This is a genomic window from Luteibacter anthropi (assembly GCF_011759365.1).
In the GTDB taxonomy this organism is placed as follows: domain Bacteria; phylum Pseudomonadota; class Gammaproteobacteria; order Xanthomonadales; family Rhodanobacteraceae; genus Luteibacter; species Luteibacter anthropi.
The window spans coordinates 116,033-129,095 of record NZ_JAARLZ010000014.1; the positions used below are offsets into that span (position 1 = coordinate 116,033).

The 13,063-nt window shown below is 65.1% G+C and carries 15 protein-coding genes; 8 read left to right on the forward strand and 7 right to left on the reverse strand.

The genetic code is table 11. The features are described from left to right. The first annotated feature begins 24 nt into the window (after positions 1-24). Complete coding sequence (locus HBF25_RS20300) at positions 25-1,272, forward strand: TCR/Tet family MFS transporter (protein WP_166952099.1); 1,248 nt, start codon at positions 25-27, stop codon at positions 1,270-1,272. Between the two features lie 73 nt (positions 1,273-1,345). Continuing rightward, complete coding sequence (locus HBF25_RS20305; RefSeq protein ID WP_166952101.1) at positions 1,346-2,698, forward strand: GGDEF domain-containing protein; 1,353 nt, start codon at positions 1,346-1,348, stop codon at positions 2,696-2,698. A gap of 84 nt (positions 2,699-2,782) precedes the next feature. Here the strand turns inward: HBF25_RS20305 and HBF25_RS20310 are convergent, their stop codons facing one another. Beyond that, a complete protein-coding gene (locus tag HBF25_RS20310; RefSeq protein ID WP_166952104.1) occupies positions 2,783-3,472 on the reverse strand; it encodes a VIT1/CCC1 transporter family protein in 690 nt (229 codons plus the stop codon). Next, entirely contained in the window at positions 3,469-4,065 is a 597-nt protein-coding gene (locus HBF25_RS20315) for an FUSC family protein (protein ID WP_166952106.1), read from the reverse strand. Before HBF25_RS20315 ends, HBF25_RS20310 begins: the two co-directional genes overlap by 4 nt. Before the next feature lie 103 nt (positions 4,066-4,168). On the opposite strand from HBF25_RS20315, the gene HBF25_RS20320 reads away from it, so the two are divergent. Next, positions 4,169-4,675 carry a DUF1993 domain-containing protein gene (locus HBF25_RS20320; RefSeq protein WP_166952109.1) on the forward strand — a complete coding sequence of 169 codons (507 nt, stop codon included), beginning with the start codon at positions 4,169-4,171 and terminating at the stop codon, positions 4,673-4,675. Positions 4,676-4,764: 89 nt separating this feature from the next. Here the strand turns inward: HBF25_RS20320 and HBF25_RS20325 are convergent, their stop codons facing one another. Beyond that, positions 4,765-5,526, reverse strand: coding sequence for an ABC transporter permease (locus HBF25_RS20325; protein ID WP_166952111.1), 762 nt, complete (start codon positions 5,524-5,526; stop codon positions 4,765-4,767). After that, positions 5,523-6,470, reverse strand: coding sequence for an ABC transporter ATP-binding protein (locus HBF25_RS20330; protein WP_166952113.1), 948 nt, complete (start codon positions 6,468-6,470; stop codon positions 5,523-5,525). Before HBF25_RS20330 ends, HBF25_RS20325 begins: the two co-directional genes overlap by 4 nt. 243 nt (positions 6,471-6,713) lie before the next feature. Here HBF25_RS20330 and HBF25_RS20335 point away from each other — a divergent pair, with 243 nt between their 5' ends. The 3 genes from HBF25_RS20335 (at position 6,714) to HBF25_RS20345 (ending at position 9,686) form a co-directional block, all read left to right on the forward strand. Further along, a complete protein-coding gene (locus HBF25_RS20335; protein WP_166952116.1) occupies positions 6,714-6,992 on the forward strand; it encodes a DUF2188 domain-containing protein in 279 nt (92 codons plus the stop codon). Positions 6,993-7,059: 67 nt separating this feature from the next. After that, positions 7,060-9,156: an ATP-dependent DNA helicase DinG gene (gene dinG, locus HBF25_RS20340; protein WP_166952151.1), complete on the forward strand. Its 2,097-nt coding sequence runs from the start codon at positions 7,060-7,062 to the stop codon at positions 9,154-9,156. Then, the gene (locus tag HBF25_RS20345; RefSeq protein WP_166952118.1) at positions 9,153-9,686 is read left to right on the forward strand and encodes a HutD/Ves family protein; all 534 of its coding nucleotides are present in this window, start codon (positions 9,153-9,155) and stop codon (positions 9,684-9,686) included. The genes dinG and HBF25_RS20345 overlap by 4 nt, the downstream gene beginning before the upstream one ends. A gap of 102 nt (positions 9,687-9,788) precedes the next feature. Here HBF25_RS20345 and HBF25_RS20350 read toward each other — a convergent pair whose 3' ends face one another. Next, positions 9,789-10,160, reverse strand: coding sequence for a hypothetical protein (locus tag HBF25_RS20350; protein ID WP_166952121.1), 372 nt, complete (start codon positions 10,158-10,160; stop codon positions 9,789-9,791). 96 nt (positions 10,161-10,256) lie between these two features. On the opposite strand from HBF25_RS20350, the gene HBF25_RS20355 reads away from it, so the two are divergent. Together HBF25_RS20355 and HBF25_RS20360 are read left to right on the forward strand one after the other, a co-directional pair. After that, on the forward strand, positions 10,257-10,787 hold the full coding sequence (locus HBF25_RS20355; protein ID WP_166952123.1) for a lipocalin family protein: 531 nt from the start codon (positions 10,257-10,259) through the stop codon (positions 10,785-10,787). 57 nt (positions 10,788-10,844) lie between these two features. Then, the gene (locus HBF25_RS20360; protein WP_166952126.1) at positions 10,845-11,240 is read left to right on the forward strand and encodes a YchJ family protein; all 396 of its coding nucleotides are present in this window, start codon (positions 10,845-10,847) and stop codon (positions 11,238-11,240) included. A 3-nt stretch (positions 11,241-11,243) separates the two neighbouring features. On the opposite strand, the gene HBF25_RS20365 is transcribed toward HBF25_RS20360, so the two are convergent. Further along, the gene (locus HBF25_RS20365; RefSeq protein ID WP_166952129.1) at positions 11,244-12,038 is read right to left on the reverse strand and encodes an SDR family NAD(P)-dependent oxidoreductase; all 795 of its coding nucleotides are present in this window, start codon (positions 12,036-12,038) and stop codon (positions 11,244-11,246) included. Between the two features lie 102 nt (positions 12,039-12,140). Beyond that, a complete protein-coding gene (locus HBF25_RS20370) occupies positions 12,141-12,905 on the reverse strand; it encodes an NRDE family protein (RefSeq protein ID WP_166952132.1) in 765 nt (254 codons plus the stop codon). Positions 12,906-13,063 lie beyond the last annotated feature (158 nt).

A 13,063-nucleotide genomic window follows, 5' to 3' on the forward strand; every position in this document is an offset into this window, starting at 1 on the left:
TACGACGGGAACGCCAAGGCCATCATGGACACGATCCTCCCCCGCCCCGCCCGCGCTGCCGCGGTGACGTTCATCTTCGTCACCATCCTGATCGACATCCTCGCCTTCGGCATCATCATCCCCGTGCTGCCGCACCTCATCGAGGAAATGGCCGGCGGTGGCGTCTCCCGGGCCGCGTGGTGGGTGGGCGTCTTCGCTACCGTCTTCGCGGCCATCCAGTTCTTCTGCGCGCCGATCCAGGGCGCGCTCTCGGACCGCTTCGGCCGGCGGCCGGTCATCCTGCTGTCCAACCTGGGACTGGGGCTGGATTTCATCTTCATGGCGCTCGCCCCGTCCGTGTGGCTGCTGATGGTCGGTCGCATCATCTCGGGCATCACCTCGGCCAGCTACACCACCGCCACCGCATATATCGCGGACACCACGCCGCCGGAGAAGCGCGCCGGGGTGTTCGGCCTGATGGGTGGCGCGTTCGCCCTGGGCTTCATCGTCGGCCCCGCGCTGGGCGGTCTGCTCGGCGAGATCGACTTGCGCCTGCCCTTCTGGGTCGCGGCCGTCCTCGCCTTGCTCAACTTCCTCTATGGCCTGTTCATCCTTCCCGAATCGCTGCCGCCGGAGAAACGGGCCAAGCGTTTCGAGCCGCATAGCGCCCACCCCATCGGCGCGCTGAAGATGCTGCGCCGGCATCGTGAGGTGGCCGGCCTGGCCATCGTGATCTTCCTGTTCTATCTCGCACACTATGTCTTGCAGACGGTCTTCGTGCTGTACGCGGACTTCCGCTACGCCTGGGGTCCGCAGGCGGTGGGCCTGGTGCTCGGCCTGGTGGGCATCAGCGACGGTGTGGTGCAGGCCGTGCTCACCGGCCGGCTGACCGCGCGCTTTGGGGAGCGCCCCGTGCTTCTGGCTGGCATGTGTTTCGGCGTGGTGGCGTTCCTCATCTTCGGCCTCGCACCCACCGGCTGGATGTTCCTGGTGGGTATTCCCATCATGTCGCTGTGGGGACTGGCCGGGCCGCAGATCCAGGCGCTCATGACCCGTCACGTGGCCCATGACGAACAGGGCAAGCTGCAAGGCGCCATCGCCAGCCTGGGCAGCTTCGCGGGCATCTTCGGGCCGTTCCTGTTCGCCCAGATCTTCGCCTACTGGATCTCTCCCGAGCGCACGGTGCACCTGCCCGGTTTCCCCTTCCTGCTGGCCGCCTCACTCGTCGCGGTTGGCATCGTGGTGGCGGCCAGGGCTACCCGCACGGATGCGGTCGCGGTAACGGAGCAGTAAGCCAAAACACCCTTTATCGGCGTAAGATGTGCCGGATTTCGGCATATCAATGCAACGGTGTTGGGGCAGGCGTTTGGACAACCCGCAGTGGGAAAGCAAGTATGTCGAGGCCGTCGAGCGGCTGCGCCGTGAAGAGGCCCAGTGGCGCGACGCCGAAGGCTTGCTGCGCGAGCTGATCGGCTGCCTGTCGCGTGTGGCCCTTGGCGCCAACGACGGCATCGATCCGCATATCGAACGACTCAATGGCGCCATGCAAGGTGCCTCCGAATCGCTTGAGCCAATCGTGCGCGAGCTGAGCGACGCCATCGACAATCTCGGCGCCCAGCGCGAGGGTGTCCGCGAGGCGCCCCCGATTCCCATCACCCGCCCCCAGCGCACGGAACACGGTTCGTCCGTGCAGTCGTCGCTGAGCCGCCTGGTGGATCGCATCGTCGTGCTGCCCAAGCTCGCCGACCGGGCCAACGACCTTCGCCACGACGTGGCCGATGCCGGCGACCTGGTGGCCCTGGCGGCCTGCGGCGACCGCCTCGCCGACCTGGTCAACGAGCAGCGCATCGGCCTGCAACGCGAGATCGACGCCCTCCAGGCCGTGCTGCGCCATGTCACCGGTCGCCTGGACGAGATGACCCAGTACATGTCGCGCGAGCTGGTCGACCAGTCCACCGGGGAAGCCAACGGCCAGGCACTGGATGCCTCGGTGGCGCACGAGATGCGCCTGCTGGGCGAAGCCGCGCTGGAGCTGGACGACGTGCACGACCTGCGTGAGCGCGTGAACGAAAGCCTGGAAACCATCTCCGAATGCTTCCGCGAGTTCCGTGACCGCGAAGGGGCGCGTCTTACTGCCTACCGCGAACGCGCGGAAGCGATGCGCCTGCGCGTGGAGCAGCTGGAAACCGAGCGCAATGCATTGCAGCGCTCGCTTGAGCGTGAGCACGAGCTGTCGCAGACCGACACCATGATCGGCATGCCCAACCGGCTGGCTTACGAAAAACGGATCGAGACGGTGTTCGAGAACTGGGTGGCCACCTCGCGCCCGCTCAGCATCGCGGCCATCGATATCGATCACTTCAAGAGCATCAACGATACCTACGGCCATACGGCGGGCGATGCCGTGCTGCGCATCATCGGACAGGCACTGGTGAAGTACGTGCGGCCGGTGGATTTCGTGGCGCGCTACGGCGGCGAGGAGTTCATCGTGATCTTCGATGGCGCCGACGAAACGGAATCGTTGCAGGTGTGCGAGCGGTTGCGCGGCAAGGTGCAGCATCTCAATTTCCACGCCGCGCGCCAGCCGGTGCGGGTAACCGCCTCGATCGGGCTGGCCCAGTTCCGGCCCGGCGACACGCCGCGCTCGGTGTTCGACCGCGCGGACCTCGCGCTCTATACGGCAAAAAACGGCGGCCGCAACCGCTGCGTCATCGGGTAGGAACGCGCCTTGCGCGCGACCGGGGTGGCGGGCGAGTTGATGATTTTCGCGATGACCGGTCGCGCGCGAGGCGCGCTCCTACAGTTAGACGCCGAAGAGGCGGCCTACCAGGGCGGTGAGCGCCATGGCACCCGCGCCCCAGAAGACGATGCGCAGGACCGAACGCGGCACGCTGCCGCCACCCATGCGGGCGGATGCCGCACCAAGGATCGCCAGGGCCACCAGTGAGACGGCCACGATGGCGACGGTGACGTCGTCGCGTGGCGCCAGTGCCGCTGCCAGGATGGGCAGCACCGCACCGCTGGCAAAGCTCACCGCCGAGGCGGCGGCGGCCTGCACGGGACGCGCGGCGGTTTCGTCCGACATGCCCAGCTCGTCGCGTAAATGCGCACCGAGCGCATCGTGCGCCATCAGCTGCGTGGCGACCTCGCGAGCGAGGTCGCGCTCCAGCCCGCGATGCACGTAGATTTCAGTGAGCTCCTTCAGCTCGCCCTTCGGGTCTTCGCGCAGCTCGCGCGACTCCAGTGTTCGCTCGGCGTGCTCGCTGTCGGCCTGCGAGCGCACGGAGACGTATTCACCCGCTGCCATCGACATCGCTCCGGCGACGAGGCCGGCAACGCCTGCGATCATGACGTTGGCGGGGTTGGCCTCGGCCGAGGCCACGCCCACCACGAGGCTGGCCGTGGACAGGATGCCATCGTTCGCCCCAAGTACAGCGGCGCGCAGCCAGCCCAGTCGTCCGACGCGGTGTACTTCACTGTGACGTGGATTCACGCCTGATCCTCTTCCTTCCGTTCCACCCGCTCTTCGAGGCGGGACACCAGCCAGCCGATGGCCAGCGCGCACAAGGTACCGAACAACACCTCGCCCAGTCGCCAGGCTGCCATTTCCCAGCGTGGCCCTTCGGCCGGCACCAGCAGGACAATGGCCGAGGTGATGCCGCCCACGCGCGCCGCCGCACCCGCGCCGGCCAGCCAGCAGGCCACCGTGACCAGGCACAGCGCAAGCAGGAAGGAAAACAGGTCGCCGGTACCGCCCACCCAAAGGCCGAGCAAGCCTGCGACGGCGCCGAACAGGGTACCAAGCACCCGGTCGTGCCCCGCCCCGCGGGTATCGCCGAAATGGGGCTGGGTCACCGCGATGGCGCTGATGGCGGCCCAGTAGGCCTGTCCGGGGTGCGCCAGCCAGCCCACGCCGTAGGCCAGGCCGGCCGAGGCCATGGTCTTGAAGCCCATGAACAGGCCCAGGCGCGCGCGCCGTCGCAGGGGCAGGTCGCGGAACAGGTGATCGAGCAAACGCTGCGCGCGACGCAGGCGCAGGATGCGGATGGCATCGGAACGCGGGGTCTTCGGATCGGGTGGGCTCATGGACGACATCCTACCGTCGAAGGCCGTCGACGGGCCGCCAACGAGCCCCCACAATAGCCGCCTTCCGGCCATACCGGCCGTTCCCTCGCAGAGAGTCCCACCCATGTCCATCTCGATGTACCAGGTCTCCATCCCTGTCCTCGTCCGCGCGCTCAACAACCTGTCCGCCGTGCTGAAGAAGGGCGCCGAGCATGCGAAGGAGCGTCACATCGCCGAGGAAGTTTTGCTGCATACGCGCATCACTCCCGACATGTTTCCGCTGGTGCGCCAGGTGCAGATCGCCACCGACATGGCCAAGGGTGCCGGCTACCGCCTCGCCGGCCAGGACGTGCCGTCCATGGCCGATGACGAGACCACCTTCGAGCAGCTCCAGGCGCGCATCGAGAAGGTCATCGGCATGCTCAACGCCTTCACCCCCGCACAGATCGACGGCAGCGAGACGCGCGAAGTCGTGGTGAAGTCGCGCAGCGGCGAAACGAAGTTCAACGGCCAGGATTACCTGCTGGGCTTCGTGATGCCCAACGTGTATTTCCACTGTACGACCGCTTACGCCATCCTGCGCGGCGTGGGCGTGGTGCTGGGCAAGATGGATTTCATCGGCGCCCGCTAAACCGCATTTTCTGCAGGAGCGTGCCTTGCGCGCGACCGGATATCACGTCACGTCCGGTCGCGCGCAAGGCGCGCTCCTACAGTGAATCGTCAGGCTTTTAGTTTCCAGCCGGTGCGGAAGATCCACCACACCACGGCCAGGCAGATGAGCAGGAAGGCCACCGTAGCGCCTGCGCTCACGATCACGTTAACGTCGGCCTTGCCGTAGAAGCTCCAGCGGAAGCCGTTCACCAGGTAAACCACCGGGTTGAACAGCGTGATCTTCTGCCATACCGGCGGAAGCATCGAGATGGAATAGAAGCTGCCGCCCAGGAAGGTCAGCGGCGTGATCACCATCAGCGGCACCACCTGAAGCTTCTGGAAGTCATCCGCCCACAGGCCGATGATGAAACCGAACAGGCTGAACGTGATGGCCGTGAGCAACAGGAAGCCCACCATCCAGAACGGATGCATGATCTGGTACGGCACGAACAGTCGCGCCGTCACGAGGATCAACAGGCCCAGGATCACCGACTTGGTCGCGGCCGCCCCCACATAGCCGATCACCACCTCCACGTACGATACCGGCGCGGACAGCAGCTCGTAGATGGTGCCAGCCCACTTGGGCATGTAGATGCCGAACGCCGCGTTGGAGATGCTCTCGTTGAGCAGCGACAGCATGATGAGGCCGGGAATGATGAAGGCCCCGTAGCTCACGCCGCCCACGTCGCCCATGCGCGAGCCGATGGCCGCGCCGAACACCACGAAGTACAGCGAGGTGGAAAGCACCGGCGAGGCGATGCTCTGCATCAGAGTACGGAACGTGCGGGCCATCTCGAAACGGTAGATGGCGCGGATTGCGTGGATGTTCATCCGTGTCCCCTGACAAGGCTGACGAAAATGTCTTCGAGCGAGCTTTCGCTGGACCGCAGGTCCTTGAAATCAACGCCCAGCTCGCCGAGCTTGCGCAGCAGTTCGGCAATGCCGGTGTCTTCGCCTTGCGTGTCGAAGGTGTAGACCAGGGTCTGGCCGTTGTCGGACAACTCCAGCGGCCAGCCTTCCAGTCCGGCAGGCACTGCCGCCAGCGGCGACTGCAACTGCAGCGAGAGCTGCTTCTTGCCCAGCTTGCGCATCAGCGTGTGCTTGTCTTCCACCAGCATCAGCTCGCCGCGCGCGATGACGCCGATGCGGTCGGCCATCTCCTCGGCCTCTTCGATGTAGTGCGTGGTGAGGATGATGGTGACACCCGACTTGCGCAGGCGGTGCACCATCTGCCACATGTCGTGGCGCAGCTCCACGTCAACGCCCGCCGTGGGTTCGTCGAGAAAGAGCACGCGGGGTTCGTGGGCAAGCGCCTTGGCGATCAGGACGCGGCGCTTCATGCCGCCGGAGAGCGTCATGATCTTCGCGTCGCGCTTCTCCCACAGCGAAAGCTCGCGCAGGATGCGCTCCAGGTAGACCGGATTGGGCGCCTTGCCGAACAGGCCACGGCTGAACTTCACCGTGGCCCAGACGCTTTCGAAGGCATCGGTGGACAGCTCCTGCGGCACCAGGCCGATGAGGCCACGCGCCGCGCGATAGTCGCGCGCGATGTCGTGGCCATCGACGACGACCTTGCCTTCGCTGCCGTTGACGATGCCGCACACGATGCTGATGAGGGTGGTCTTGCCCGCCCCGTTGGGACCGAGCAGCGCGAAGATCTCGCCACGACGGATATCGAGATCCACGCGCTTGAGTGCCTGGAAACCGCTCTTGTAGGTTTTGGACAGGCCACGTACCGAGACGATGGCGTCGGCGATCGGTTCGCTGGGAGTCATGGTTTCCGAAGGGGTCAGATGATGAGGGCCGATGGTAGTGTGGGGATCAACCGAGGGAAACCAACGGCACCGTGATCTGCGCAGCACTCACGACCCGGGTGCTTCCGACGGGGGACAGGTGAATGCCAACCCAATGAAAAACAACGATTAACAGGTTTTTTAGCCCCTCGGGAGCAGGATGTTGACCAGGGGCCGCGCAAGCGGCCTTCCTTGTCAGGCCCACTCCACGTCAGCGAGGGTCCCATGGCTTCGAGTTCCGCCCAACTGTTCATTCCGTACAGCGAATCGACACAGGGACCGTGGATCGTCCGCCGTGCCGCCCGTCCCCTCGGCCGCTATGCCACGCAGGCCATGGCCATCGCCGCCGCCGAGCAGATGGCGCCCGGCCTGTCCGATCATCTCGGCCGCCCCGTGGAGATCCACGTGCAGCAGGCGGACGGCTCCTGGGAAGAGCACACCTTCGTCGTCGCGGGCCTCGTCGGCGGCGTCATGCCGCGCAACGGCATCCATCGCCACGCGTGAATGCCACGGGCTGAGACGGCGATAAGGTAACCTTGCAAGGTTGCCTCTACCGCTTTCTGCCTGCCTGATGCTCACTGACGACACCAAAGCCGCGATCCGCGCCGCCTATGCGCGGCTGAAGGACGGACTCACGGGTTTTCGTGGGCGTTCGTCGCAGCTGAAGATGATTGCCGAGGTCGCCAAGGCCCTCGCCGAACCCACGGGTGCCGCCGTGATCGAGGCGCCCACCGGCACCGGCAAATCCATGGCGTATCTCATCGCCGGCCTGGAAGTGGCGCGTGCGCAGAAGAAAAAGCTGGTGATCGCCACGGCTACCGTGGCCTTGCAGGAACAGCTCGTCCAGCGCGATATCCCGCAATACCTCACGTTGTGCGGCATGCAGGCGAAGATCGCCCTCGCCAAGGGACGTGCGCGCTATCTTTGCCCGCGCAACCTGCGTATGGCTGGCGCGGAACCTGCGGCGCAGACCGGTTTCGATTTCGATGCCGACCTCGCCCTGTGGTCGCGACCGCCCGCCGAGCGCGATACCAAGGCCATCGAGATTCTCGGCAAGGCCTTCGAGGCCAAGACCTGGAACGGCGACATCGACACCAGCCCCGAGCCGCTGTCCGACCTGGTGCGCGGCATGGTGACCACCAGCGCCGGCGGCTGCACGGGGCGCAAGTGCGGTTCGTTCGCCGTATGTCCCTTCTTCGTGGCACGACGCGCCATCGGCGAGGCCGACATCGTGGTGGCCAACCAGGATCTCGTGCTCGCCGACCTCACCATGCCGCGCGACGAGGATACCTTCGGCGGCGTCATCCTGCCCAAGCCGGAGGACACGCTCTACATCTTCGACGAGGCGCACCACGTTCCATCGAAGGCCATCGACCGTGGCGCCGCCGACGTCCACCTGGCCACGACCATGCGCCGCATGGGCCGCCTGCAGAACCAGATCCACGGCGCGTATTCGCTCACCGACAAGGAGAGCATCGGCAACCTCTCGCTGGAAGCCGGGGACGCGAAAATACTGGAGCTGTCCGGTGCGCTGGAAGAGATCGAGCGCGAGATACGGATGGGCTGGACACCGTCATCGAGCGAAACGGAGCCGGTGTTCCGCGCGTCACTAGGCCAATTGCCCGACAACTGGAAGATGCATGCGGAGCACCTTCACCTGCTTACCCGCGATATCCAGCGCTGGATACGTACCGTGCGCCGCACCGTGGTCGAGATGGAAGCCGGCGGCCCCACGCAGGAGGCGCTGTCGCGCGAGCTGGGCGTAGCGCTGGAACGCCTGGAGCGGCAGGTGCGCACCTGGTATGCGTGGTCTACCGACGATAGCGAAAACGGGCCGCCTCTTGCACGTTGGGTGAGCATGACGCCGGAGCAGCAGCTGGTCTGCCATGCCTCCGCCGTGTCGGCGGGCGGGCTGCTGCGCAACGTGCTGTGGGACAACGCATCGGCCGTGGTGATGACCTCGGCAACATTGAGTGCCGGTGGCAATTTCCGTGGCTTCGCCGATTCGGTCGGCCTGCCCAACGAAGCCGTGACGATCAGCCTGCCCTCGCCGTTCGACCTGGAAAAACAGGCCACGCTCGCCGTACCGGCCCTGCGCACCCTGCCGGACGACCGTGAAGGGCACGCGCGCGAAGTCTCCGAATGGCTGGCGAAGCACCTGGATTGGAACAGCGGCAACCTCGTGCTGTTCACCTCGCGCGCCAAGCTTGATCGTGTCTTGCAGATCCTGCCCATCGAATACGTGCGCAAGGTTCGTGCGCAAGGCTCCCTGTCGAAGGCCCAGCTCATCGCCGAGCATTGCGCCGATATCGAGGCTGGCAAGGGCAGCACGCTGTTCGGCCTGGCTTCGTTCGGCGAAGGCCTCGACCTTCCCGGCAAGCTCTGCGAAACGGTGGTGGTCACTCAACTGCCCTTCGCCGTGCCGACCGACCCCGTGGGTGCCACTTATGCGGAATGGCTGGAATCGCGTGGGCGCAATCCATTCATCGAGGTCAGCGTGCCGGATGCCACGCGCATCCTCACGCAGTACTGCGGCCGCCTGATCCGCACCGAGACCGATACGGGCCGCATCGTGCTGCTGGATCGTCGCGTGGTTACCAAGCGCTACGGCACCGGCATGCTTCGGGCCCTCCCTCCCTTCGCACGAGATATCGAGCGCGTTGCATGAAAATCATCCGTTTCGACGAACTGAAGGTCGTGCCGTGGAAGAACGGCCTGGGCATCACGCGCGAGATCGCGGTGATGCCGGAAGGTGCTGGCACGGATGATTTTCTGTGGCGGGTGAGCATCGCCGACGTGGATACGGCATCGCCGTTCTCTACGTTTCCCGGCATCGATCGCACCATTGTCCTGCTGGAAGGCGATGGTTTCACGATGACACTGGATGGCGAGCGGGAGCATGCGCTGACCGTGCCTTGCGAGCCGTTTTCGTTCGCTGGTGAGGCAAAAGTCGAAGTGCGGCTGGCCGGTGGTGCCACGCGGGATTTCAATCTAATGGTGCGACGGGGGAAAGCGCGTGGCGAGGTGCGAGCCCTGCGCGGTGAGGCCGACGTGAGCCGTGCAACACTGGTGTACCTGAGCAGCGGGCACGGCACGGCTGACGATGAGCCCGTGTTTGCCGGCGATACCGTGTTCGATGCGACGTCGCTCCAACTGAGTGCGGATGCCACAGCCCTCGTCGTCACCCTGACCCTGTAGGAGCGCGCCTTGCGCGCGACCGGTTATCGCGAAACCCTGGTCGCGCGCAAGGCGCGCTCCTACAAGGTGATGTGTCGGGTTGTCGCGATAACCGGTCGCGCGTCAGGGGCGGTTCCACAGGTCTATCGACGTGAGCTGGTAGGGTACCGACGGCACGGCATCCTGCCAGCGCTCCACGCCCGGAAATCGATCGCGCAGATCCAGGATAAGCATCGCAAAGCCCTTGTCCGTCTCCGCCACCACCAGCACATCCCCGTCATCCAGATGGAAGAACAGGAACACGGTGTCGTAGGACGCATCATCCCGGTTTCCTGCCTCCACGCGACGCACTGTGGACACGGCCACATGCCGCACGCTTAGCGGTCCGTTCACGTGAACGATGGTCTGCTCTACACCGTCGAAGCGCACGCTGGGACGTGTCGTGAGGCGCTCGCGCAGCCTGCCGACCAGCCCGTGAGGATCGTTTCGCTGCATGTGTCCGATGCCCTCCCCGGCACGAAAACGATGGCGATTCAAACGAGGTTCACGCCTGAGCCGCATCGTAGGGGGTCGCCCGACAGGAATCCAGCCATGCGCGACGTTCATCTTTCCCTGCTTCACGCCATGACCAGCGGTCCCGTCGCCAGCGCGCCCGTGACCGCCGTGGCCCATCTGGACCTGGAGCGCTACGCCGGCACCTGGCACGAAATCGCCCGCCTGCCGATGTATTTCCAGCGCAAGTGCACGGGCGCCGTCACGGCGACCTATACACCGCGCCCGGACGAAACCGTCGCCGTGGAAAATCGTTGCGATTCCAGCGAAGGCCCGCTGGTTGCACAAGGGGTGGCGCGTCGGCCGGAACCATTCTCGCGCGGCAAGCTGGAAGTGAGCTTCGCTCCGCGCTGGTTACGCTGGCTTCCCATGGTATGGGCCGATTACTGGGTGCTCGCGCTGGATGAAGACTATCAATGGGCGATGGTAGGGCAGCCGGGGCGCAAGTACCTCTGGATACTGTCCCGGACGCCGACCCTGTCACCCGAAGTCTTCGAATCGCTCAAGGAGAAAGCGCTTGCCATGGGATACAACCTGGGCACGCTGATCGTCGCTGCCGGGCAGGAATAACCGGGAAGATATTCGGGCACTGCGATAGGATCATGAGCTTTCGAAAGTGAGTGCTTCATGGCTGCCGATCGATCCCTTCCCTGCCCTTGCGGCAGCGGCAAAACCATCACGGCCTGCTGTGGCCGCTGGCATGCCGGCGAGCCCGCACCCACGGCCGAGGCCTTGATGCGCTCACGCTACAGCGCCTATGTCCTCGGGCTGGAGGACTACCTGCTAGCCACCTGGCACATCAACACGCGCCCGGCTTCGCTCGGACTGGCCGACCAGTCACCCCAGCCCGCATGGCTAGGCCTCACGGTAAAACGCCACGAAAACCCCACGGCGGAAACAGCCGTCGTGGAGTTCGTGGCGCGGATGCGCATCGGGGGTGGCAGCGCCCAGCGCATGCACGAAGTCAGTCGCTTCGTGCGTGAGGATGGGCGCTGGTATTACATCGATGGCGTGGTGAGCTGAGGGTCAGAACACCTGGCGTGCGACACCGCCGTCCACACGCATCGCCGTACCGGTGGTGCCGGAGGCCTGTTCCGATGCGAGGTACACCGACGCATTGGCGACTTCGTCGACCGACAGCAGGCGCTGGATGATCGAGGTCGGACGGTGGGTCTGGATGAAATCCTGCTCCACTTCGTTTTGCGTCTTGCCCTGTTCCTTTGCGATCTTGCCGAAGAACTCGCTCACGCCTTCGGAAAGCGTCGGGCCGGGCAGTACGGAATTCACCGTGACGCCAGTACCTGCGAGGGTTTCAGCCAGCCCACGCGCCACGGCAAGCTGCGCCGTCTTGGTCATGCCGTAGTGGATCATCTCCGTCGGGATCTGCAAGGCCGATTCGCTGGAAATGAACTGGATACGGCCCCAGCCGCGATCCTTCATGCCTTGTGCGTAGTGACGCGAGAGGCGAATGCCGGAGTTGACGTTTACTTCGAAGAAGCGCGTCCACTCGGCGTCTTCGATGTCGAAGAAACCCTTGGGCTCGAAGATACCGAGGTTGTTTACCAGGATATCCGTCTGCGGAACGGCCTTGATGAGGGCTGCGGCGCCTTCGGCCGTGCCGAGGTCGGCGGCCACGCCGGATAGCTTTGCTTCCGGCACATCCTTGCGGATCTCGGCGATGGCGGTATCCACGCGGGCCTGGGTGCGGCCGGTGATGACCACGCTGGCGCCAGCAGCGGCCAGCCCCTTGGCGATGGCAAGGCCGATGCCGGCCGTGGAGCCTGTGACGATGGCGCTGCGCTTGCTGAGGTCGATGTTCATGGGAGTTACTCCGGAAGGGAAAGTGATTCCCTCATCGTCGGGGCACCGGTCCTCGCGATCAATCGTCGCTCAGGCAAAAGACTTTCGCCCGAAGGCGAAAGATCAGATGGCGGCCAGGTCGAAGCGGGTTTCGCCTTCAGGGATACCGTTAGGTCCGAACCGGCGTTCGATGATCGTGGCGGCATCGTCGTAATCCACCAGGATCACGGTGCTGGCGCGGGTTCCATAGTGTTCGCCGACGATGAAGGCGCTGGAGAGGAAGCGCTCACGCTCGATGCCGATGCCGGTATCGGGCAGGAGATCGTCGGCCCAGCGACCCTGGTCGGACACCATGTCGAACAGAGTGTCGATGCTTTCGTCTGCGCTTCGCACCCAGTGTTCCAGCTTGCCAACGAGTGCCCGGGTCTTGGGCCAGGGCGCGTTGAAGTCGGCGTTGGAAAGGCCGTGGACGCCGGGCATGACTTCCTGCTGCCTGGCTTCGGGGTGATTGCCCAGGTAGTAGGCATGGTCCTGGTCGAAGGTGAGCAGGTTGAACGGACGATAGTCTTTGGCCGTGGCCAGCAGTTCGCCGGCATGGGTGGCCGCTGAGACGTTGGAGCTGAGGTAGTCAGCCACCAGCAGGCCACGGGACAGGCCGCTGTGGTCAGCGGTCAGGTCACGTACGTTGGTGATGACGCCCACCCGGCCATGCGCCGCGAGACCGGCCCAGGTGCCACCGGCTTCAAGGTCACGCCCGGCATGGACCTCGGGCGCTTCGTCCCAGGAGGCCAGCGGTGCGGTAGGACGGGCGTGGAATTCGTCGCGATTGCCGACGAGAACGAGACGCCAGCGCGGGTGCACGCGCCAGGCGAAGGCGATGAGGCACATAGGGCGGTGAGGCCTTGTGTGGGGGCATCGTCCTATTGTGCGCCTTCGGCTTGCGGCAGGCGAATGAACGCTTTCGGCGGGTTGGTGGACCGCCGGTGCGGGGTTCCTGCGTTCGCTGGGACGACTGCAAGATGGCGATTCCCTACCTGTCCATCACG